The 20,591-nt window shown below is 61.9% G+C and carries 20 protein-coding genes and 1 pseudogene; 6 read left to right on the forward strand and 15 right to left on the reverse strand.

Features of this window, described 5'->3' with window-relative positions; all coding sequences use genetic code 11:
• A partial coding sequence (locus EN906_RS37695) for a hypothetical protein (protein WP_206529065.1) occupies window positions 1–214 on the reverse strand: 214 nt, incomplete at its 3' end.
• A gap of 282 nt (window positions 215–496) precedes the next feature.
• Entirely contained in the window at window positions 497–1,174 is a 678-nt protein-coding gene (locus tag EN906_RS02890; protein WP_236382927.1) for a response regulator transcription factor, read from the reverse strand.
• 43 nt (window positions 1,175–1,217) lie between these two features.
• On the opposite strand from EN906_RS02890, the gene EN906_RS02895 reads away from it, so the two are divergent.
• A complete protein-coding gene (locus EN906_RS02895) occupies window positions 1,218–3,299 on the forward strand; it encodes a sensor histidine kinase (RefSeq protein ID WP_127266893.1) in 2,082 nt (693 codons plus the stop codon).
• Window positions 3,300–3,634: 335 nt separating this feature from the next.
• Window positions 3,635–3,928: a hypothetical protein gene (locus EN906_RS02900; protein WP_164748768.1), complete on the forward strand. Its 294-nt coding sequence runs from the start codon at window positions 3,635–3,637 to the stop codon at window positions 3,926–3,928.
• Window positions 3,929–4,017: 89 nt separating this feature from the next.
• Here the strand turns inward: EN906_RS02900 and EN906_RS02905 are convergent, their stop codons facing one another.
• Complete coding sequence (locus tag EN906_RS02905) at window positions 4,018–4,617, reverse strand: NADPH-dependent F420 reductase (protein WP_127266894.1); 600 nt, start codon at window positions 4,615–4,617, stop codon at window positions 4,018–4,020.
• 73 nt (window positions 4,618–4,690) lie between these two features.
• Window positions 4,691–5,425, reverse strand: a complete 735-nt coding sequence (locus tag EN906_RS02910; protein WP_127266895.1) for an SDR family oxidoreductase — start codon at window positions 5,423–5,425, stop codon at window positions 4,691–4,693.
• A 277-nt stretch (window positions 5,426–5,702) separates the two neighbouring features.
• Here EN906_RS02910 and EN906_RS02915 point away from each other — a divergent pair, with 277 nt between their 5' ends.
• Window positions 5,703–6,599 (forward strand): LysR family transcriptional regulator, encoded by an 897-nt coding sequence (locus tag EN906_RS02915; protein ID WP_127266896.1) that lies wholly within the window; start codon window positions 5,703–5,705, stop codon window positions 6,597–6,599.
• A 260-nt stretch (window positions 6,600–6,859) separates the two neighbouring features.
• Here EN906_RS02915 and EN906_RS02920 read toward each other — a convergent pair.
• A pseudogene (locus EN906_RS02920) lies at window positions 6,860–8,030 on the reverse strand (RQC domain-containing protein).
• Complete coding sequence (locus EN906_RS02925; RefSeq protein WP_245465060.1) at window positions 8,030–8,599, reverse strand: sulfotransferase; 570 nt, start codon at window positions 8,597–8,599, stop codon at window positions 8,030–8,032. Before EN906_RS02925 ends, EN906_RS02920 begins: the two are co-directional and overlap by 1 nt.
• Between EN906_RS02925 and EN906_RS38035 the strand changes: the two genes are divergently transcribed.
• Complete coding sequence (locus EN906_RS38035) at window positions 8,480–8,956, forward strand: hypothetical protein (protein ID WP_245476452.1); 477 nt, start codon at window positions 8,480–8,482, stop codon at window positions 8,954–8,956. The two genes, EN906_RS02925 and EN906_RS38035, sit on opposite strands and share 120 nt — an antisense overlap.
• A gap of 129 nt (window positions 8,957–9,085) precedes the next feature.
• Window positions 9,086–10,507, forward strand: a complete 1,422-nt coding sequence (locus EN906_RS02930) for a coniferyl aldehyde dehydrogenase (RefSeq protein WP_127266898.1) — start codon at window positions 9,086–9,088, stop codon at window positions 10,505–10,507.
• 189 nt (window positions 10,508–10,696) lie between these two features.
• Here the strand turns inward: EN906_RS02930 and EN906_RS02935 are convergent, their stop codons facing one another.
• From EN906_RS02935 to uxaC, 8 genes are all read right to left on the reverse strand, one after another.
• The gene (locus EN906_RS02935; protein WP_127270498.1) at window positions 10,697–11,032 is read right to left on the reverse strand and encodes a cupin domain-containing protein; all 336 of its coding nucleotides are present in this window, start codon (window positions 11,030–11,032) and stop codon (window positions 10,697–10,699) included.
• Window positions 11,033–11,099: 67 nt separating this feature from the next.
• The gene (kduD, locus tag EN906_RS02940; protein ID WP_127375063.1) at window positions 11,100–11,858 is read right to left on the reverse strand and encodes a 2-dehydro-3-deoxy-D-gluconate 5-dehydrogenase KduD; all 759 of its coding nucleotides are present in this window, start codon (window positions 11,856–11,858) and stop codon (window positions 11,100–11,102) included.
• The gene (gene kduI, locus EN906_RS02945; protein WP_127270496.1) at window positions 11,855–12,706 is read right to left on the reverse strand and encodes a 5-dehydro-4-deoxy-D-glucuronate isomerase; all 852 of its coding nucleotides are present in this window, start codon (window positions 12,704–12,706) and stop codon (window positions 11,855–11,857) included. Before kduI ends, kduD begins: the two co-directional genes overlap by 4 nt.
• Before the next feature lie 22 nt (window positions 12,707–12,728).
• Entirely contained in the window at window positions 12,729–13,505 is a 777-nt protein-coding gene (locus EN906_RS02950; protein ID WP_127269375.1) for a FadR/GntR family transcriptional regulator, read from the reverse strand.
• A gap of 7 nt (window positions 13,506–13,512) precedes the next feature.
• Window positions 13,513–14,793, reverse strand: a complete 1,281-nt coding sequence (locus EN906_RS02955; RefSeq protein WP_127269374.1) for a TRAP transporter large permease — start codon at window positions 14,791–14,793, stop codon at window positions 13,513–13,515.
• Between the two features lie 4 nt (window positions 14,794–14,797).
• Window positions 14,798–15,328, reverse strand: a complete 531-nt coding sequence (locus tag EN906_RS02960; RefSeq protein ID WP_127269376.1) for a TRAP transporter small permease — start codon at window positions 15,326–15,328, stop codon at window positions 14,798–14,800.
• A 100-nt stretch (window positions 15,329–15,428) separates the two neighbouring features.
• Window positions 15,429–16,406: a TRAP transporter substrate-binding protein gene (locus tag EN906_RS02965; protein WP_127269373.1), complete on the reverse strand. Its 978-nt coding sequence runs from the start codon at window positions 16,404–16,406 to the stop codon at window positions 15,429–15,431.
• Between the two features lie 36 nt (window positions 16,407–16,442).
• A complete protein-coding gene (uxaC, locus tag EN906_RS02970; protein WP_164748766.1) occupies window positions 16,443–17,855 on the reverse strand; it encodes a glucuronate isomerase in 1,413 nt (470 codons plus the stop codon).
• Window positions 17,856–17,997: 142 nt separating this feature from the next.
• Here uxaC and EN906_RS02975 point away from each other — a divergent pair, with 142 nt between their 5' ends.
• Window positions 17,998–19,527, forward strand: a complete 1,530-nt coding sequence (locus tag EN906_RS02975; protein ID WP_127267286.1) for a mannitol dehydrogenase family protein — start codon at window positions 17,998–18,000, stop codon at window positions 19,525–19,527.
• 45 nt (window positions 19,528–19,572) lie between these two features.
• Here the strand turns inward: EN906_RS02975 and lepB are convergent, their stop codons facing one another.
• Window positions 19,573–20,319 carry a signal peptidase I gene (gene lepB / locus EN906_RS02980; RefSeq protein ID WP_127270502.1) on the reverse strand — a complete coding sequence of 249 codons (747 nt, stop codon included), beginning with the start codon at window positions 20,317–20,319 and terminating at the stop codon, window positions 19,573–19,575.
• Between the last annotated feature and the right edge of the window lie 272 nt (window positions 20,320–20,591).

A 20,591-nucleotide genomic window follows, 5' to 3' on the forward strand; every position in this document is an offset into this window, starting at 1 on the left:
GGGTGGCCAGTTCTCCTTTAACCTGGGCAGTCTCGGCGTAGGCGGCCTCAAGTTTGCGCGCCATCTGCTTCTGATTTCGCTGCAGGTCCAAAATCATCTGATAGAGTTGTTCGTTGCTTGGCGCCCCCGCTAGCGCGGGGGTAATCCCGACATAGATGGATGCGAAGGTTAGAATAGAACAACTGGCAAATAAAACTCTCTTATGCTGCCGCATCCCGCACCCCTTCTGCGCACCGCCGCCCTCGTTATCTACCTCGCCACGCGCACGACACATTCCTGTTCGATTGCGCATAGAATGCGAACTATCTAACGAATGCGGATTTATCCAATCCTTTCCTTGAAGTAATTAATCTCGTGATTCCTCACAATCGCAGTAACTGTCATATCATTACACTTACTGTCAGTCGTTTGAGGATGCTCCTCGAATTCCTCCCTGTCCTCTCCCAAATTGATGAGATCGGCAATCTTCTCTCTGGACAGGGTCCGCACGATCATTCTAATCGGTGAAGGCGAAGCCTGACCCTCGAATTGCGTGCAAGGGGAGAAGCATGTCGGATTTCTTGGCTCTTCGACGCAACCGGCTCACGATGGTGTCCAGGTGGGCATAGTTGAAGTCATAGATGTCTGCGCCCATGGCTTCGACGAGCGCGCGGCGATCGACGGTCTTGCCGCGCTCACTGAACAAGCGTTCCAAAAAGTGCCGTTCCGAGGTGGTCAAGCGAAGGCGATGGCCCATGCCGTCGGTAAGCACCCAGCAGCCTTCCTCCAGGGTCCATCGTGGGGCCGGAGACGAAGGGGCGCGGCGCCTGTTGAGACGTTCATTGAGCGTCATCACCGTGGCAGCAAGCTCCCGAACATCAATGGGTTTGACGAGGTAAGCGTCAGCGCCCGCTTCAAGACCATTGAGCCGGTCGTCGATGGAACTCCGGGCCGTCGCCATGACGATCCCGACCGATTGCAAGGCCCGCAAATGGGAAGCTATGGAAAGGCCGTCTTCGCCCTCCAGGCCAATGTCGAGAATGACGATTTCAGCCGGCTTGGCGGCGCAGGCTCGGTAGAGGGCGGCAGCGTTGTGAAATCCATGTACGTTCAGGCCCAATCTGGATAGTCCGAAGACCATCTCCTCGCGGAAATCCCTGTCGTCATCAACAAGATAAACAAGGGGGGCGATCACGAGATCGCCCGCTTGTAGCCTTCTCCGACCATCTACGGACCCCATGCAGCAATCTGATAGCATTCGATTTCATTTATTCGCCGCATTGTCTATATTGTTTGTGTGTCTTGTGCCGCAAACGTTATGGGCGCTTCCGCTGAAACCGACGGACGGCCTCAAGGCTCCGGTTTCACTCAGCGGTCACCTCGCAATCTTTCATGATCCCACCGGCGCGCTCACGATCAACGATATCGTTTCCAAGCGCTCCAACATCCAGTTCGAACCCATCCCTTCGATGCTCACGCGGGGCTACCAAAAGGGCGCAATCTGGGCCCGGTTCTCCCTGTCTGCCTCAACGGCTCCAAGGCAATGGCTGCTGCAGGTAGAACGGCCCTTGATCGAACACATCACGCTGTATGTCTCTGACGGGGCGGGAGGTTATTCGGTCTTGCCCCCTAGCCAACTCAACCTAGGGGATGGAGCAGACGCCGACGCATATCCGGCCGTCTTCCCGATCTCCGTGCCGTCCACTCGAACCGATTATTACATCCGACTCCAATCGTCGACCTCGATCACCACTTCGCTGAACCTTTGGCAGAGTCAAGGCTATGAAGAGTATCGCCGATTCGACGATTGGATCATGGGCATGGTGGTTGGCGCTATTTTCGTCATGGTCTTCACCAATTTTCTGTATGCCGTATGGCTCAGGGATTCTTTATATCTTCTATACATCGCAGTTATCATAGAGTCTGGGCTAATAAGTCTCTTCCACATGGGATATGCATCCGAAGTTCTGATGTCCCTAGAGCCGAAAATCATACACCTAATTTGGGGTATTATCGTTTGCTTATACAGTATAGTCATGATGTTATTTTTGGCTAGACTATTTGAGTTTCACCGTCATTTGATCTGGGCGTGGCGCGTCTCCCAGGGTGTTGTACTGCTCAATGGCATCGCCTTGGCTTTTGCGATTGCGGGACGCTACGGCGACGTCGGGTTTTTCGTATCGCGACTGCAGCAGCTGTCTCTCATCTTCATTTCGCTGCTAGTGCTCTATCTGCTCATTGTGCGGCGACGGTATCAATACCTACTGTCGGCGATTGCATTTTTGGGCGTAATCTCTGTCCTGCTGGTGATGCAGGTGATGTATACTGGGGCCAACCCGTTCCAGCTGGACGGCTCTTTGTCCAGATTCTTGGCCGGCGGGACCGTGATTCACCTGGCGTTGCTCAGCGCAGCCGTCGCAAAGAGAACGCGGCTTGCCGAGCGCAGCTTGAGCGAGGAGAAGGATCGCGTCATCGCAGTGTCGCGGTTGGCCGAGCAGGAGCTGACTGTCAAGGTGCGCGAAAGGACCGCAGAGCTTGGGGAAAGAAACGCCTCGCTCAAGGTGGAAGTGGATCGACGTCACCAGCTTGAACTCAAGCTCAGGCAGGCTCTGGACACCGCCAACGATGCTCTGGCTCAGCAGCGGGACTTTGTGGCCTTGGTATCTCATGAGTTTCGCGGCCCCTTGGCCGTCATCTCTGCCGCCGCCGACAATCTGTCATCTTCTGCAGGTGAAAGCGCCGACAATATCAAGTTGCGCACCACAAGGATCCGCCAGACCGTCAAAAGGATGTCATCGCTGATTGAAAACGTCCTAGCCTTCGACCGGCTCAATGGTGGGCAGAAAACTCTTCCCACGATCAAGATGTTCGACCTGAATGAGGTTTTGCACGCCGCCGAAGCGGGGTTGGATGATGCTGCGGCCGGACGTGTTAGCTTCACTCACGGCGACGAAGTGATTGTGAAAGGTGACCGCAACCTGCTGGAGATTGTAATACAAAATCTGATCCAGAACGCCCTGAAATACTCATCGGTGACCAGCTCTGTGACGATCCGGCTGTCGACTGAGCAGGGCGTGGCGTTTGTACACGTGGTGGATCAGGGCTCTGGCGTAGCGCCCGACGACCACGAGTTCATATTCATGAGGTACTATCGCGCCGCGGGCCAATTGGTAAACGGCTCCGGTTTAGGGCTCTACATTTCACGCGAGATCGCCCGGCAGCACGGCGGCGGTCTCATACTGGCCGCCAGCGACATCAACGGGTCGACATTCCGCCTCTCACTGCCCGTCGAGGGGAACTGGCCTGCCCCTGAAAAGTGACCCTCCCTGACGTATGGCTTTTGGGCCGAACCAGGACTGAAGAAATGGTCGGAAAGAGACACAGTTGCGGCCGCTCATTGTCTACCGTTAACCTCCGGTAAACCTTGCGGATCTGGTAGAGAGGCGGCGGAAGAGCCGCCCGACCCAGGACACTCTGGCCTTCGCGGAGGCCGTAAAGCTTCGGCGATGGGCAGGCCATTCGGCATCTCCGCACATGGCGTCCGCAAGCGCAGCCAGCCGCTGTGAATTTGCCAGCCGGTTTAGCCCAAATGGGGGAAGAGGCCCGGCCCAAGGTCTCGTAATGGTTGGTTCGCCCAGCCAGTTAGGAGACCACTATGCGCAAAGCCTCTCTCGCCATCACAGTCGCCGGCACGGCCTTCTTCGGTCTTTCCACTGTCGCATCGGCATGCGTGTCGATGGACGGCAACTTCGTCGTAAACAACTGCAATTATCGCGTCATGGGAAATTACAAAGGCTCGGATGGCAGTTGGGGTGGCTTCGGACCCATCCGCGCGGGCGGTCGTGAGGTAACTTCCAAAAGACGCGATGCCGGCTGGGACATCAGCTATTGCAACTACGATTCATGGGCGGCAGGCACCTGCCGGCCGAAGGATCCCAGGCAAATGTAAGCCGCTTTCAAGCGCGTCGCTTTGCGCGCTCGGCTGACGATGTGGCCGGCGTCGAACACCGGCCACTCTGACGGCGCACGGTAAATCCGTTATTGCTCCTTCTTGAACTGATCCTGGAAGATCAGCTGGCCCCAAGTGCGGCCGCGTGCGTGCACCAGTGCGCCGCCCTCGTTGAGCTTCCCCAGCTTGACCGGTGCGAACCCGAGTTGTTTGGCCAAGACCGCCACGGGAGCGATCGCGTCCTCGTCGTCGCTCGAAAGAAAGACGACCCGGTGGCCGCCCTCGACGATCGGATCGGCAGCCAGGGTGGCCGCAATCAGGTGATTGAAGCCTTTGACGAGCTTGGCGCCGGTGAACGCCTTTGCGACGAAGGCCGAGGACGGCAGACCGTCCAGTTCTTCGGAGACTGGAAACACGTTCGTCGCGTCGATGATCGTCTTGCCTTCCCAGCTTGACAGCGCCTTCGCGACATCTGGGTGCGATTCGAAGCGGACAGCCAAAAAGATGATGTCCGCCTTGACCGCGTCCGCCAGCGTTTTCGGGATGATCGTGGGTCCGATCGCGGCCGCGGCTGATGCAAAGCTTTCCGGGTCGCGCGTGGTTGCCACGGACACTTCGATGCCGTTGCGGGCAAACGCCTTGGCAAGAGCCTGGCCGATCTTGCCGAAGCCGATAATTGCATAGCTCATGTATATTCTCCTTCAGTTTACCAGGCCCTGCGGGCTCGGGATATCGAATGGATGAACGGCGGGGCGTAGCGGGTCAGATTTGCGCCAAGCCCCCGTCGACGGCGACCTCGCTGGCGGTCATGAAGCTGCTGTCGGGCGACGCGAGAAACGCAGCCGCCGCCCCGATCTCCGCTGGATCGGCCATCCGCTGAAGCGGATTCATCGAGGCGAAGGCCTTCAAGCCCTCCTCGCCTATCGCTGCCTTCGCGAGTTCGGTCGCCGTCGGCCCGGGCGACAGCACGTTTACCCGGATGCCGGTGCCTTTCAAGTCTTCCGCCCAGGTCCGCGCGAGGTTGCGCACGGCCGCCTTGCTCGCGCTATAGACGCTGAATGCGGGCGCGCCCGTGGTGCCGGCGCTCGATCCGGTCAGGATAATCGAACCGCCCTCGCCCATCAGCGGCAGCGCCTTCTGGACCGTGAAAATCGTACCCTTCACATTGGTGTTGAAGGTTTCGTCAATGTGCTCGGCGGTGAGCTTGCCGAGCGGAAGCAGGCTTCCCACCCCGGCGTTGGCGAAGATGATGTCGAGGGTTCCGCGCTCGGCCTTCACCGCCGCATAGAGCCGATCGAGGTCGGCCTCATCCGAGACCGAGCCCTTCACCGCGCGGGCATTGGGCCCGAGTTCGGCCACAGCGGCGTCTAGCGCGTCCTGCCGGCGGCCGAAGATGAAGACGAAGGCGCCCTCCTCGATGAAGCGCTTCGCTGCGGCGCGGCCGATGCCGGTGGCGCCACCCGTAATAACCGCAACCTTACCGTCCAGTTTTCCCATGACTCAATCCTTCCAGCTTCTGTCTTTGCTCGTTCGGGGTACGCCCCGAGGACCTCTAGATGGGCCCGTCGGGGTCAGGTGGTGAGTGCGGAAGCGCGCACATCGGTGGTGCAAAATCGATCCGCTTTCAGGGCTGACGCCCGCCGCGACGATCCGTGTCCGCCATTCGGAATTGCGCCGCCCCTGTCGACATAAGCTATGATGTCCCGCCCCTACCGCTGTAGGATGTGCTAGATACGGGCTTTGGAAGGCGCACCGCGCGGTGCCGGATTGCACCATGATCGACTGGGATGACATTCGCTACTTTCTAGCCGTCGCACGCGGAGGCTCGGTGCGGGCTGCCGGCGCGCAGCTCGGGGTGAATCACTCGACCGTGCTGCGACGCATCGCACAGCTTGAGGAACGCCTCGGGGCGCAAATGTTCGAAAAGCTGCCTTCGGGCTACCGCCTGACGGCTGCGGGCGAGGAGGTCCTCGAGCTCGCGAACCAGATGGAAGCGTCGTCTCACCAGCTGGAGACGCGCGTCTTCGGGCGCGACCAGAGCGTGCGCGGGCTTCTGCGGGTGACGCTGGCACCCCCCCTCGCGACACACCTGCTCATGCCGGACTTCGCCGATTTCGCGAGTCTGCATCGCGACATCGAGATGGAAATCCTGTCGTCCGGCGAACTGGCAAATCTGACCAACCGAGAGGCCGACGTGGCGATCCGCGTCGTCTACGACCGCAAAACCCTGCCGCTCAATCTTCACGGCCTGAAGGGACCGGAGGTGTTCGGCGGCGTTTACATGTCCCGCGATCGCCTGGCCGCGTGGCGTGCGGGCGCAGCTGATCCCATCCGGTGGATCGTCATAAGCGCTCATGGGATTCCGGAATGGGCCAACGCGGGTGAGGTTCGCACCACGGGGGTTCCATTCAGGACCACGGACGCCGAGGCGCAGATCGTTGCCGTACGGCAAGGTCTCGGGATCACGACACTGCCGTGCTTCGTCGGAGATGCCGACCCCGTGCTGGTGAGGGTGCCGGGCACCGATCTGCACATGTACGGAACGCTCTGGCTTCTCACCCAGGGTGAGACACGCAAGACGAAGCGCGTGCGGCTCTTCACGGAGTTCATATCCCGCAGGCTCGCCGCCTACGCTCCGCTTCTCACGGGACTATCCATATCGCGCGACTGACGCCCAGCGGGTCGACGCTGCGGTGAATGAGCGGACAGCGGCACCTATTGCGGTTGCAGATGCTCAGCCATGAAGTCGATGAACGCCTCGGTCTCAACCTGATCTGTCGACTGGCCGGCCAGAGAACATTGAACTGATCGGTCTCGTCGGGGGCATAGGCGATGTAGGAATGGGCGGCGACGGAACAGAAGCTCTCGGAACGGATGCCTTCTCCGAAGATCCCTATGCTTCAGAGCGCGTGACCAGTCGCTGATCTGACCTCAGGCCGAGCCATCGGATTGGTGCTCGGCAATCGCACTCAGAAAAACCTGGCCGAACTCCTTCAGCTTTGCCGCCCCAACTCCATTCACTTCAGCGAAGGCGTCGAGGTCGTGCGGGCGGCGCTCGGCCATGTCGATCAGGGTGCGATCGGAAAACACCACATAGGCCGGCACCTGACGCTCCTTGGCGAGCCGCAGTCGCAAGGTCTTCAGCGCGGCCAGCAGCCCGGTGTCCACATCCGATTGCCCGAAATCCTGCCCGGAGCGCGTCTTGCCGCGCAAGGCGCGGCTGCGCACCTCGACACGATAATGGAACGGCATCTCGCCACGCCCAAGCGCATGGCCTTTTTCGGCGATGGCGAGGCCGCCATGACCGGCCGGATCCGGCATCAGGAACCCGCCTGCGACGAGCTGCCGGATCAGCGACAGCCAGAAATCCTTCTTGTGCGCCAGACCGCTGCCGAAACTCGTGAGCCTCTGGTGGTTCCTGGCAAGCACCTTCTCGGTTTCATGGCCGAGCAGGATGTCGATGACATGGCCGGCACCGAAGCGTTCGCCACTCTGGGCGATGGCTGCCAGGATTATCCGCGCCTCCGCTCCGCCATCGGCGCGCGGCGCCTGGTCGAGGCAGGTGTCGCAATTGCCGCAAGGCTGCGCTTCTTCGCCGAAATAGCCGAGCAGCACCTGGCGACGGCACTGCGCCGTCTCGCAATAGCCGATGCGCCTCGTCGACGGCGATCAGGCTGACATCGAGCCTGGCCAGCGCCTCGAGCATCCGCTCGGTCATCAGCCGCTCCGGCGCGAGATAGAGCAGGCGCGTCTGGCCTGAGGCGACGCGACGCCATGCGGCGATATTGGCATCGCGGTCGATCGAGGAATTGATCGTATCGGCAGCCACGCCGGCAAGCCGCAAGGCGGCGACCTGATCCTGCATCAGCGCCACCAACGGCGAAACGACAATGGTGAGCCCGCCCAGGACAAGTGCCGGGACCTGGTAGCAGAGCGATTTGCCCGCACCCGTCGGCATGACGGCCAGGACATGCCGCCCGGCCAGCAGCGCGTCCATGACATCGGCCTGGCCGGGGCGAAAATCATCGAAGCCGAACACGTCCTTCAGCACGCGCCGCTTGGGATCTCGCTCTTCTGTCGCGACGGCCGCCGGTGCCCGCATTACCGCGCGTCCACGGTCGGCGTGCTTATTGGCATGTCATAGCCGAACTCGGCGCAGAAACGCCGGACGCCGACGAGAAATGCCGGGGGCAGACCGCCGAGATAGGTCCTGAATTCTTCATTCCGTTCCCATTTTCTCAACGAAGCCACCCGGATCGGATTGTTCGGATCCTCGCTGAAACGAATGCGCGGTGTCAGTCCGAACGATTGCGCGATTCTGTCCTGCTGCGCATCGGGCGCGCCGATCATGTCTTCGTAGCGGACAAAGAGTATCTGCCGGTGCGGTTGTGCCTTCTTCAGCCGGGTCAGCGCGTCGTATTCGGCCAGCCAGCGATGCGGCGTGACGTGGAACCGACGCTCGTTGCGTGTTTGCGGATGCGAACTTGTCAGCGTGTCGAACGGATGGCGCACGCAATAGATCAAGCCGATGGAGGGAGGGAGCTTCGCCAGATGCGCAAAACCGCGCGCATCGCGCTTGACGACGAGGTTCGATTCCGGCCGGTCCAACATGTCCAGCATTGTGTATCGCGCTTCGGGCGGATGGACGAAAATGTCCTCGAAACACCTCATCAGCCGCTGTGTCAGCGTCGTGCCGCTGCGCGCGCAACCCGAAATGAAAATTCTGTTGGCGGGCGCCGCGCGTGCGTATGTGCGTTTTTGCATGCGCTGTTTCAGAGACAGCGGCACGAACCGCAGAAACTCCCGCACAACCCTTCGCGCAGCCGCTCCAAACGCAGCCTCAAGCCTGTGAGCGCCCTTCATCCGCAATTCCGCAGGGCCGCCCGGCACGAAACGCGCCGCTTGGGGTCCATGGCCAAGATACTCGTCGCCGATATCAGCATCAGGCAGACACCGGACTGGAATTCCTGGATGGGAGAGGATGGGAAATCGGTCAAAACGACTCTCTGCATGGGCACCATGCCTTAGCGCAGCTGTCATCGTGCCACAACAGGAACAGGTCGCCTGCAGCCTGCGCCTTCCCTTGCAACACCTTTACCTCGCTGGATTCCTTCACCCAGCAATGTAAGCTCGGCTCCGCTAGCCAGGGAGGATGCGATGCTGCAGACCAGACAGGATGTTCTCGGCGAGCGGTTCCACCTGCAGCGCGCCGCCTTCGAGGCGCAGCCTTTCCCCAACTTTGGCATCCGCAAGGATCGCCTGAAACGCCTGCTGGCGCTGACCGAGCGGCATGAAGCCGACATCTGCACCGCCATCGACACCGACTTCGGCGGCCGTTCCGCGCATGAGACGCGCCTTGCGGAACTGTTCGTCGTGCGCGCCGGCATCCGCCACGCGCTGTCGCATGTCAGGGGCTGGATGCGCGAACGCCGCGTTGTCACCACCATGCCGTTCCTGCCCGGCCGAAATCGCCTCGTCCCGCAGCCGCTCGGCGTCGTCGGCATCGTGTCGCCCTGGAATTATCCTTTCCAACTCGCTGTCGCGCCGGTCACGGCGGCACTCGCGGCCGGCAATCGCGTGCTTATAAAACCTTCCGAATTGACCCCGGCATTCTCAGTGCTGCTGGCCAAACTCGTTGCCGAGCATTTCGCACCCGATGAGCTCAGCGTCATCACCGGCGATGCCGAGATGGGAAAGGCCTTCGTGTCGATGCCTTTCGATCATTTGCTGTTCACCGGCTCGACCGCGGTCGGACGCCAGGTCGCGATCGCCGCGGCCGCCAACCTGACCCCGGTCACGCTCGAACTCGGCGGCAAGTCGCCGGCAATCTTCGATCCGTCCTGCGATCTCGATGCGGCGGTATCCAGCATTGCCTATGGCAAGCTCTTGAATGCCGGGCAGACCTGCATCGCGCCGGATTATCTGCTGGTGCCGAAGGGGCAGGCAGGCACGGTCGCTGTCAAGCTCGCAACGGCGATCGCGAAGCTCTACCCGACCTTGCGCGACAACCCCGATTATACCGCCATCATCAGCGACCGGCACCACCAGCGCCTGCGCGACATGATCACTGAAGCGCGTGACGCAGGCGCCGATGTCACCGAAATCAACCCGGCCGGCGAAGAGCTGGGTGCCAAAAGCCGGAAGCTGCTGCCGACTCTGGTCCGCAACGCCGGCGCAAACCTGCGGCTGATGCGCGAGGAGATTTTTGGGCCGGTGCTGCCCATCGTAGAATACACCGGGATCGACGAGGCGATTGCCGATGTGAACGGAGCGGAGCGCCCGCTGGCGCTCTACTGGTTCGGCCGCGACAGCGGCAATCGTCAACGCATCCTGCACGAGACTATTGCCGGCGGTGTCACCATCAACGACTGCATGCTGCATCTGGTACAGGAAAACCAGCCTTTCGGCGGGGTCGGCGCCAGCGGCATGGGCGCCTATCACGGCGAGTGGGGATTTCGGACGTTCAGCAAGGAGAAGCCGGTTTTCACACAGTCGCGGCTGAGCGCCGGAGCCTTGTTGCGCCCGCCCTACGGCAAGACGTTCGAGCGGCTCTTCAGCCTCCTGCGTCACATCACCTGATCGAGCGAGCGCAGCCTCCGGTTCGTCGTGCCATGCAGCGCCGGCGCATTAAGACTATCTTCACCACGGTGCGGCAGGGTCCTCATCCTGCGGTGATGTCTTGAGTACCGCGGCGCCACAAGCGCCCAGGCAACAGACCCGCGCCTCTTTCGGGGTGCGGGTCATTCCCGCTCGATCTCTTACCCTTGGCTAGCCGAGGAAATCGGCCCGGTGCGGCGTGAAGCTGTCGACCAGCCGCCCTGCTTCCAGGGCCTTGACGCCGTGCACCAGACCGGACGGCACAATGAAGCTGCCGCCGGTCTCGATGGTTTCGGTCCTACCGTCGATGGTCACCTCGAAGCGGCCTTCGGCGACATAGCTTGCCTGGACATGCGGGTGCGAATGCAGGGCGCCGACGCCACCCTTGTCGAAGCCGAATTCGACCAGCATCAACTCGTCGGTGTGCAGGAGAACGCGCCGCCTGTTGCCGTCTGGCGTCTTCGTCCAGGCGCCCTCGCCGGCTTGCGCGAAAATCTTTGCGGTCATCGTTGTCTCCTCAGAGCAATTCCAAGAAAAGTGTGAAACGGTTTTCCGCCCGGAATTGCGTCAAAACCTAGCGCGCCAGCCAGCCGCCATCCCCCGGCACCACCGCCCCATGCATGTAGTTCGACGCCGGCGCCAGCAGGAAGACGGCGGCGTCGCCAATGTCGCCCGCCTCGCCCCAGCGGCCGGCCGGGATACGCGCCAGGATGGCGGCGCTGCGGTCGGGATCGGCGCGCAGCGCCTGCGTGTTGTTGGTCTCGATATAGCCCGGCGCGATGGCGTTGACGTTGATGCCCTTTGCCGCCCATTCGCAGGCGAGCAGACGCGTGATGCCGAGCACACCGTGCTTCGAGGCAGTGTAGGACGCAACGCGGATGCCACCCTGGAAACTCAGCACGGAGGCAATGTTGACGATCTTGCCCTTCCGCTCAGCTGCCAAGGCACGCCTTGCAAAGCTTTGGCAGAGCAAAAAAACCGTTTTCAGGTTGACGTCCATGACGTCGTCCCAATCGGCCTCGCTGAGATCGACGGCATCGGCGCGGCGGATGATGCCGGCATTGTTGACCAGCCCGTCGAGCGGACCGCTTTCGTCCCAGATCCGGTCGTGCAACGGGCCGGCGGCCGAAATGTCGGCAAGGTCGGCGCTGACCGCCTCGAATTGCCCTCCCAGCGCGGCGACCTTGTCTGCCGTATCGTCCATCGACGAGCGGCCGACGCCGACCACCGCGCCCCCGGCGCGTACGATCGATACGGCGATGCCCTGGCCGATGCCGGTGTTGGCGCCGGTGACCAGGAAACGTTTTCCGGCAAGGCTGAAGGGGTCGCTCACCGCAGATCGCTCAACGCCACCGGGTCGACATCGGTATAGTCGACATTGTCGCCAGCCATCGCCCAGATGAAAGCATAATTGGAAGTGCCGGCGCCCGAATGGATCGACCAGCCCGGCGACAGCACCGCTTCCTCGTTGCCCATGACGATATGGCGCGTCTCGTCCGGCTCGCCCATGAAGTGGAAGACGCGTGCCGTCTCCGCCAGGTCGAAATAGAGATAGGCCTCCATGCGCCGGTCATGCACATGGCACGGCATGGTGTTCCACACCGAGCCCGGCGCCAGCTGAGTCATGCCGACCACCAGCTGGCAGGTCTTCACGCCGTCGGCATGGATGAACTGGAAGATCGAACGCTCGTTGCAGGTGTCCTTGCTGCCGAGATCGAGGCGCTTGGCGTCGCCGATGCGGATCAGCCGGCTGGGCCAGGCCTGATGCGCCGGCGCGCTGAGCAGATAGAATTTGGCCGGCGCATCTGCATCGGCCGACGCGAACGACACATCAGCGATGCCCATGCCGAGATAGAGCATGTCGCGCGCCTGCAATTCGAAGGACTGGCCGCCGGCCTTGATGACGCCTGCACCGCCGATGTTGACGGCGATCAGCTCGCGACGGTCGAGAAAGTTCTTGGTGCCGGTCGGCTTGATCGTTTCCAGTTGAAGCGCGGCGTCCGTCGGCACGGCGCCGCCGACGATCATGCGGTCGTAATGTGTGTAGGTCAGGCTGATGCGGCCGGGCTGGAACAGGCCGTCAATGTGAAAGTTGTGGCGCAGCTCATCGGTTCCCATCGCCGCGGCGGCGACCGGGTCGATGGCAAAGCGGGATGTATAGTCGGTGTGGCTCTGGTTCATTTCAATCCTGACTTGAGATGGGTCATTCGCCGGCGGCGGCCTTGACCGAACTGGAATAAAAAGCCTGACGCGCATGCAGGCGTTCGCGGTAACGCTGCTGGCTGGCGGTGAGGTGCGCGCGCATCGCCTCTCGCGCGGCCTCGGCATCGCCAGAGGTAATGGCGTTGAGGATCACCAGGTGCTCGCGCTGCAGTCCGCGCTGGTAGCTATCGGATTGCGCCAATTCGGTCGACCAGGGCGAAGTCACGTCGCACGGGATGGCGCGCCGGCCGAGCACGTCGAGCATCTCGACATAGAATGGGTTGCTGGTGGCGCTGGCGATCGCGCGATGGAAGGCGAGGTCGGCCGGACCGGTCGGCTCGCTGGCAAGCAGCAGCCGCTCGAATTCGAAGAAGGCTTCCTGGATCGCCGCCTCCTGCGCGGCATTGCGGCGGACGGCGGCGATCCCGGCCGATTCAATCTCGATCGCCAGCCGCACTTCGAGCACGTTGAGCGCGATCGAATCCTTGCTGCCCATGTCCGCGGCCAGCGCGCCGAACATTGTCGAGATGTGCTCTGTGACGAAGACACCGGCGCCCTGGCGCGGTTCGACCAGCCCGTCGGCGGCAAGCTTGGCCAGCGCCTCGCGGATGACGGTGCGGCTGACGCCGAAGGTTTCGGTCAGTTGGCCTTCGGTCGGCAATTTATGGCCGGGCAGGATCTCACCCGCCTGCAACTGCTTGCGGATCGTCGTGACTACTGTCTCCGACAGTTTGGGTTTTCTCTCGACCCTGAGGTCGGTTGCGGTGTCCGATGCCATGTCGCCCCTATTTGAAGACGCTCGGTAGCCAGAGCGAAATGGCCGGAATATAAGTGACGAGCCCCAGTACCACGAGCCCGGCCCCATAGAACGGCCAGATCGAGCGCATCGCCTCCCAGACGGATATCTTGCCCACTGCGCACGCCACGAACTGCACAGCGCCCACCGGCGGCGTATTCAGCCCGATGCCGAAGTTGAGGATCATGATAACGCCAAAATGTACCGGGTCGACGCCGTAGGCTTGCGCCACGGGCAGGAAGATCGGCGTGCAGATGATGATCGTCGGCCCCATGTCCATGAAGGTGCCGAGGAACAGCATCAAGACGTTGAGCAGGAGAAGCACGACCAGCGGATCGTCCGAGATCGCGTTCATGGAGGCTATGAGCGCTGCCGGCACTTTCAGGAAGGCCATCAACCACGAGAACGCCGCCGCCATGCCGATGATGAGCAGCACCATGGCCGTGGTGCGCACGGCACCATGGGTGGCATGAACGAAACCTTCCCAAGTCATCTGCCGGTAAACGAAGACAGTGACGAGCAACGCATAGATGACCGCGACACAGGAACTCTCGGTCGCCGTGAAAACGCCCGATCGTACGCCACCGAAGATGATCGCGATCAGCAGCAGGCCGGGCACCGCGACAGCGAAGAGATGCGCGACGGCGGTGAAGCCCGGAAACGGCTCGGTCGGATAGCCGCGGGAGCGCGCCACGAAATAGGCGGTGATCATCAGCGACAGGGCCAACAGCAGGCCCGGAATGATGCCGGCCGTGAACAGGTCGGCGATGGAGATCTTTCCACCTGCCGAGATCGAGTAGATGATCATGTTGTGCGACGGCGGCAGGAGCAGCGCGATCAGCGCTGCCATCGACGTGACGTTGACGGCGTAATCCGCTCCATATCCACGCGCCTTCATCTGCGGGATCATCAAGCCGCCGACCGCCGCTGCCTCGGCCACCGCGGACCCCGAAATGCCGCCGAACAGTGTAGCGGTCGCAATGTTGACCTGCCCGAGGCCTCCTCGCAAATGGCCGACGAGCGAGCCGGCGAAGGCAACGATCTTGCTGGCGATGCCGCCGCGCACCATCAAGTCGCCGGCATAGATGAAGAAGGGAATGGCCAGCAGCGAAAAGACGCTCATGCCGGAATTCAGGCGCTGGAACACGATGAGCGGCGGCAGGCCCATATAGAGGACGGTGGCAAAGCTTGCGACGCCGAGGCAGAAAGCGATCGGCGTGCCGATAAGCATCAGAAGGGTGAAGACGCCGAAGAGAATCCAGAGTTCCATGGCGTCAGACCTTCACGTTCGCCGTGTCGAGCTCGGTTGCGACTTCCGCCGGCGGCAGTTCATCGAGCACATCGTCGATCGGCGCACCGGAGAGGCGAAGCACGATGCGCTCCAGCGTGAAGAGCACGACGAGCACGCCTCCCGCGACCAGCGGGACGTAGTCCCAGCCCCCCGATATGCCGAGCGACGGCAAGGTAGCGCCCCAGGTCAATGCGACCAGTTGGCTACCATACCAGATCATACCGATGCCGAAGGCGAGCGCGACGAGGTCCGAGATCATCCGCAGCCAACGCTTGCCGCCTTTGGGCAGTACGTAGAGCAGGACGTCGAAGCCGAGGTGATAGTTCTCGCGCACGCCGACGGCAGCGCCGAGGAAAATGAACCAGCTCATCAGCATCACCGAGCCCTGCTCGGTCCAGCTTGGCGAGCGGTTCAGGACATAACGACCGAACACCTGCCAGGCGACGAAGGCGGTCATCAGCACCAGCCCGATGCCTGCGACCCATAGCGCCGCTGTGCTGACGCGCGACATCATGCGCGCGACGCCGGACAGGGGCGGTCTGTGTTCTGGGCTGGAGGTCACCGGTTCTCTCCGCAAGAGGACGGCGGCGCGGAATGCCCGCGCCGCCGCTTGATCACTGCACGGCCTTGATGGCTTCGACCATGGCCTTCAGCTTGTCGTCCTTGACATGCTTCTCGTAGACCGGACCCATGGCGTCGATGAAGGGCTGCTTGTCCGGCGTCGTGATCTGCGAACCGGCCGCCTCGACCTTGGCGCGCGATTCCTTGACCTTGGCGGTCCACAGCTCGCGCTGCCTGGCGACGCTCTCCTTGGCGGCCGCCTTGAAGATCGCCTGATCCTCCGGCGTCAGCTTGTCCCAGCTCGACTTCGCCATGACGAAGGCTTCCGGCACCATAGTGTGCTCGTCGAGCGAATAGAACTTGGCGACTTCCGCATGCTTGGCGGTGTCGTAGCTCGGAAAATTGTTTTCCGCGCCGTCGATGACCCCGGTCTCGATCGCCGAATACACCTCGCCATACGGCATCGGCGTCGCGTTGGCGCCGAGTGCCGCCACCATGTCGACGAAGATGTCGGACTGGATGACGCGGAACTTCATGCCGGACAGATCGGCTAATGAGTTGATCGGTTTCTTCGAATTGTAGAAGGAGCGCGCGCCGCTGTCGTAAAAGGCGAGCAGCACCAGCCCGACCTGTTCGAACGCCGCCGCGATCTGGTCGCCGACCGCCCCGTCCATGACCTTGTGCATATGGTCTTCCGAGCGGAAGATGTAGGGCAGCGAGGGCACCGTGGTTTCGGGAATGAGCCCGTTGAACGGCGCCATCGAGATGCGGTTGAGGTCGATCACGCCGGTGCGAACCTGCTCGATCGTGTCCTTTTCTTCGCCGAGCTGCGCGGAATGATAGAGCTCGACCGCATAGCGGCCGGCCGTACGCTCCTTTACAAGCTCGCCGAAATATTTGACTGCCTCGACCGTCGGATAGCCGTCCGGGTGGGTGTCGGACGAGCGCAGAACCGTCTGGGCGCTTGCCGTTCCGGCCATCAGTGCGGCGGCGAGTAGCGCAACTCCCGTCAGTCTTGAAAAATGCAACATGGTTTCCTCCCTTTGCATTGCGGGCGAGTTGCCCCTTCAGAGCCGATACGCCTTTTTCGCCAGCGTATAGGTCAGTTCCCGCGCCAGCTCATGCGCCTCGTCCTCGCGCAGCCGATGCTCGGCGACGAGACGCGCCAGGAACGCGCAGTCGACTCGCCGCGCCACATCGTGACGCGCCGGGATCGATGGAAAGGCACGGGTGTCGTCGTTGAAACCGACGGTGTTGTAGAAGCCGGCCGTCTCGGTGGTCATCTCGCGGAAGCGCCGCATGCCTTCCGGGCTGTCGTGGAACCACCATGCCGGCCCGAGCTTCAGCGCCGGGTAGACACCGGCCAGCGGCGCCAGCTCGCGCGCATAACTGGTCTCGTCGAGCGTGAACAGGATGACGGTGAGGTCGCGCTCCAGCCCGACGCAGTCGAGCAGCGGCTTCAGCGCCGTCACATAATCGGTCCTGGTCGGGATATCGAAACCCTTGTCGCGGCCGAATTTCTGGAAGATCGCGGGCGAATGATTGCGCCAGGAGCCGGGATGGATCTGCAGGACCAGTCCATCGTCGAGGCTCATCTTGGCCATCTCGGTCAGCATCTGGGCGCGGAACAGTTTTCGCTCGCGCTCATCGTCGGAACCACGGCGAATCCGATTGAACAGCTCTTGCGCCGCCGCATCCGAAAGATTGGCGGTCTCGGCCGTCGGATGGCCATGATCCGACGAAGTCGCGCCGAAGCTTTTGAAGAAGGCACGCCGCTGGCGATGCGCATCGAGATAGCCGGCCCAATTGCCGGTGTCGCAGCCGGTGATCTCACCGAGCCGGTCGAGATTGGTTGAAAACCCTTCGAAATCTGGGTCGACGACCGCGTCCGGCCGATAGGCGGTGATAACGCGGCCCTGCCAGCCGCTGTCGCGAATCATCTGGTGCCATTGGAGATCGTCGAGCGCGCCTTCCGTGGTCGCGATGACCTCGATGTTGAAACGCTCGAACAGCGCGCGCGGGCGAAAATTCTCCCACTGCAGCAGCGTCGCGATGGTGTCGTAGTGGCGGTCGGCAGTCGCCGCGGTCAGCGGTTCGTCGATGCCGAACAGATCGGCGAGCACATGATCGAACCACAGCCGGGTCGGCGTGCCGCGAAACAGATGATAGTGCTCGGCAAAAAGCCGCCAGATCGCCCTGCCGTCGGTCTCGACCGGCGCGCCGTCGAGCGTCGCCACGCCGAGATCCTCAAGGCGGACGCCTTGGCTGAACAGCATGCGGAAGATGTAGTGATCCGGGACGATGAGCAGTTGCGCCGGATCCGGGAATGGCTCGTTCAGCGCATACCAGCGCGGATCGGTGTGACCATGCGGGCTGACAAGGGGCAGGTCCTTGATCCCGGCATAGAGATCACGGGCAATCGCGCGCGAATGCGCCTCGGCGGGAAACAGCAAATCCGCATGGGTCAGTGCCACGATCATCCTCCCAAGCCACTATCGGTAGGGGCGGCAAGAAATAATGTCAACATACAAAATTGCGATTGTTGTATGATGACTTTTCGACCCATTGTGTGGCAGGAAATCGAATGTTACGCCGCTTTGCCGATCCCTGCCGAGGCCACTCATGTCATCCGACCAGACCAGTCGCACCACGACGACCGAACGCCTTTCCACGAAGACCGTGCGCGCACTGCCGGCTTCGATCGCGACACCTGCGTATGATCGCAGCCGCGTCGTCCCGGGCATCGTGCACCTTGGTGTCGGCGCCTTCCACCGCGCCCATCAGGCAGCCTATGTCGACGATTGCCTGGCGGCAGGCGAGGCGGATTGGGGCATAACAGGCGTTTCGCTGCGCAGCACCGACACGCGCGACGCTCTCACGCCGCAGGACGGGCTCTACACGCTGGCGATCAGAAGCAGTGGAACCGAAAAGCTTCAGGTCATCGGCTCGATCGGTGCGATGCTGGTGGCGCCGGAGAATCCGGGCGCGGTGCTGGCCACGCTGACCGATCCGCACACCCGCATCGTCACGCTGACGATCACCGAAAAAGCCTATCTGAGGGCGGCAGGCGGGGGATTGGATGCCGCCCATCCCGATATCGTCCATGATCTGGCCAATCCCCGGATGCCGAAGACAGCGCATGGTTTCCTGACCGAGGCGCTTGCCCTGCGACGCGCCGCCGGCACGCCGCCCTTCACTGTCCTGTGTTGCGACAATTTGCCGGCCAACGGAGCCACGCTGCACCGGCTGTTGGTCGAATTCGCCCAGTTGCGAGATGCCGGGCTCGCTCAATCGAGTGATGTCGGAATTGCCGACCACATCGCACACCAGGTCGCGTTTCCCTCCAGCATGGTCGATCGCATCGTGCCGGCAACCACCGACGCCGATCGGGCGCGGATCGCTGAAGAACTCGGCGTCGAGGACGCCTGGCCCGTGATGACCGAGCCGTTTTGTCAGTGGGTGGTCGAAGATAAGTTCCCGACTGGCCGGCCCGCGTGGGAACAATTCGGCGTCACCATGGTTCGCGACGTCGGCCCGTTCGAGGACATGAAGCTCAGGCTGCTCAACGGCTCGCATTCGGCCATCGCCTATCTTGGCCTGCTCAGCGGTCATGCCACCGTCGACCGCGCCTTCGCCGACCCGGCGATCCGCCAATTCGTCGATGCCTTGTGGGCCGAAGCGATCCCGACCCTGCCCGAGGATGCCGGATTGGACACGAGCGCCTATATTGCGGAGCTCGCGGAGCGTTTTTCCAACACTGCACTTGCCCATCGCACGGCGCAGATCGCCAATGACGGCAGCCAGAAACTGCCGCAGCGCATCATCGCTTCCGCCATCGAATGCCTGGAAGCCGGTACCGAACTGGTCCATCTGACCCTGGTGGTGGCTGCCTGGATCGCCGCCTGCGCCGCGCGAGGGAAAACCTTGCCGGAGGGCCATTTCACCGATCCGCTCGACGCGGCGTTGACGGAACTTTTGAGTGAGCAACTGCCGGCGAATGAAACCGTGACCGCGGTGTTCGACCTGGCCGGCTTCGCTGGGGATCACGCCGAACGCCAGACGTTGATCGAACTTGTGGCTGTGCATCTCGTCCACCTGCGACGCGACGGTCCGACCTTGGCCTTCGCCGCGCTCGGCATAGATATGAAGTAGTCATCAACCAGACTTGGTGCGGGTCCGAACCAACTCGATTCAGGCTTATTTGCCGACCGAACCGTCCAGCGTTTGCCGGGAAGAATACTCCGTGCCTTTTGAATTCCAGAACAATCGCACGGCCTTGCCGACGAGGTTTTCGTAGGGAACGAAGCCGACCATGAATCGGCTGTCGGAGGCATTGTCGCGATTGTCGCCCAGCATGAAATAGTGGCCTTCGGGCACCTCAAATTCCCGCGTGTTGTCGCCGATGGAACTGTCCGTCAGGTCGAGAACGAAATGGGTGACACCACCCGGCAGGGTCTCCCGTTCAAGCCTGGCAGGTTGCTCGCGTTCCTCGTAGGAGAAAGTGCCTGCATCCTTGAGGCCGACGGCCACATCGTTGATGTGCAGCACGCCATTGACCATCTGGATCTTGTCCCCGGGTAGACCGACGATCCGCTGGATGTAATCCACGCTGGGGTCGGGCGGGAATTTGAACACCACCACATCCCCTCGCTTGGGCTCCGCGCCGAACATGCGGCCTTCTATCGGCAACAGATTGAACGGCACGCTGTAGCGGCTGTAGCCATATGCGAATTTGGAGACGAAGAGATAGTCGCCGCCTTGCAATGTCGGCACCATACTGCTGGATGGTATCGAAAACGGCTGGAACAGAAACGAACGGATCGCAAATGCAGCCGGATAGGTAGTCAGAAAGACAAGCACCAGCACCCAAAATCCGTGCGCATACCATCTCACCGGCTTGAACCGATGGGCGAAGGGCAGGACGAGCGCTGCCCCCAGGATCATCGAACCGATACCTGAAAAATTGGCCAGCCAGGCAAGATCGGTTCCCGGCAGCACCGGAAATCCGGTGTAGGCGAGTGCGAAAACGATGGCGCTGATCACCACCAGGCTGGCAACCGCCGGCTTGCCGCTGCCGATCCACAGAAATCCGCCGAATGGACCGCCAAAGGCCGACACCAGGGCCGTCGACCACCAGGAGCGTGAGGCTGTTTCTCGTTGCGCTGTTTCTTCCGTCACCGGCCCACCCCCATCCCAAGGCAGCGCGACTGTCCAAC

Source organism: Mesorhizobium sp. M7A.F.Ca.CA.004.06.1.1, from assembly GCF_003999135.1.
Taxonomy (GTDB): Bacteria; Pseudomonadota; Alphaproteobacteria; order Rhizobiales; family Rhizobiaceae; genus Mesorhizobium.

What these genes read in the sequence shown, in the direction of transcription:
- EN906_RS02895 (WP_127266893.1), top strand. Translation starts at nt 1,218, where the DNA reads ATGCAGCAATCTGATAGCATTCGATTTCATTTATTCGCCGCATTGTCT.
- EN906_RS02900 (WP_164748768.1), top strand. Translation starts at nt 3,635, where the DNA reads ATGCGCAAAGCCTCTCTCGCCATCACAGTCGCCGGCACGGCCTTCTTC.
- EN906_RS02905 (WP_127266894.1), bottom strand. Translation starts at nt 4,617, where the DNA reads ATGAGCTATGCAATTATCGGCTTCGGCAAGATCGGCCAGGCTCTTGCC.
- EN906_RS02910 (WP_127266895.1), bottom strand. Translation starts at nt 5,425, where the DNA reads ATGGGAAAACTGGACGGTAAGGTTGCGGTTATTACGGGTGGCGCCACC.
- EN906_RS02915 (WP_127266896.1), top strand. Translation starts at nt 5,703, where the DNA reads ATGATCGACTGGGATGACATTCGCTACTTTCTAGCCGTCGCACGCGGA.
- EN906_RS38035 (WP_245476452.1), top strand. Translation starts at nt 8,480, where the DNA reads ATGCGCAAAACCGCGCGCATCGCGCTTGACGACGAGGTTCGATTCCGG.
- EN906_RS02925 (WP_245465060.1), bottom strand. Translation starts at nt 8,599, where the DNA reads ATGAGGTGTTTCGAGGACATTTTCGTCCATCCGCCCGAAGCGCGATAC.
- EN906_RS02930 (WP_127266898.1), top strand. Translation starts at nt 9,086, where the DNA reads ATGCTGCAGACCAGACAGGATGTTCTCGGCGAGCGGTTCCACCTGCAG.
- EN906_RS02935 (WP_127270498.1), bottom strand. Translation starts at nt 11,032, where the DNA reads ATGACCGCAAAGATTTTCGCGCAAGCCGGCGAGGGCGCCTGGACGAAG.
- kduI (WP_127270496.1), bottom strand. Translation starts at nt 12,706, where the DNA reads ATGAACCAGAGCCACACCGACTATACATCCCGCTTTGCCATCGACCCG.
- EN906_RS02950 (WP_127269375.1), bottom strand. Translation starts at nt 13,505, where the DNA reads ATGGCATCGGACACCGCAACCGACCTCAGGGTCGAGAGAAAACCCAAA.
- EN906_RS02955 (WP_127269374.1), bottom strand. Translation starts at nt 14,793, where the DNA reads ATGGAACTCTGGATTCTCTTCGGCGTCTTCACCCTTCTGATGCTTATC.
- EN906_RS02960 (WP_127269376.1), bottom strand. Translation starts at nt 15,328, where the DNA reads ATGATGTCGCGCGTCAGCACAGCGGCGCTATGGGTCGCAGGCATCGGG.
- EN906_RS02965 (WP_127269373.1), bottom strand. Translation starts at nt 16,406, where the DNA reads ATGTTGCATTTTTCAAGACTGACGGGAGTTGCGCTACTCGCCGCCGCA.
- uxaC (WP_164748766.1), bottom strand. Translation starts at nt 17,855, where the DNA reads ATGATCGTGGCACTGACCCATGCGGATTTGCTGTTTCCCGCCGAGGCG.
- EN906_RS02975 (WP_127267286.1), top strand. Translation starts at nt 17,998, where the DNA reads ATGTCATCCGACCAGACCAGTCGCACCACGACGACCGAACGCCTTTCC.
- lepB (WP_127270502.1), bottom strand. Translation starts at nt 20,319, where the DNA reads ATGATCCTGGGGGCAGCGCTCGTCCTGCCCTTCGCCCATCGGTTCAAG.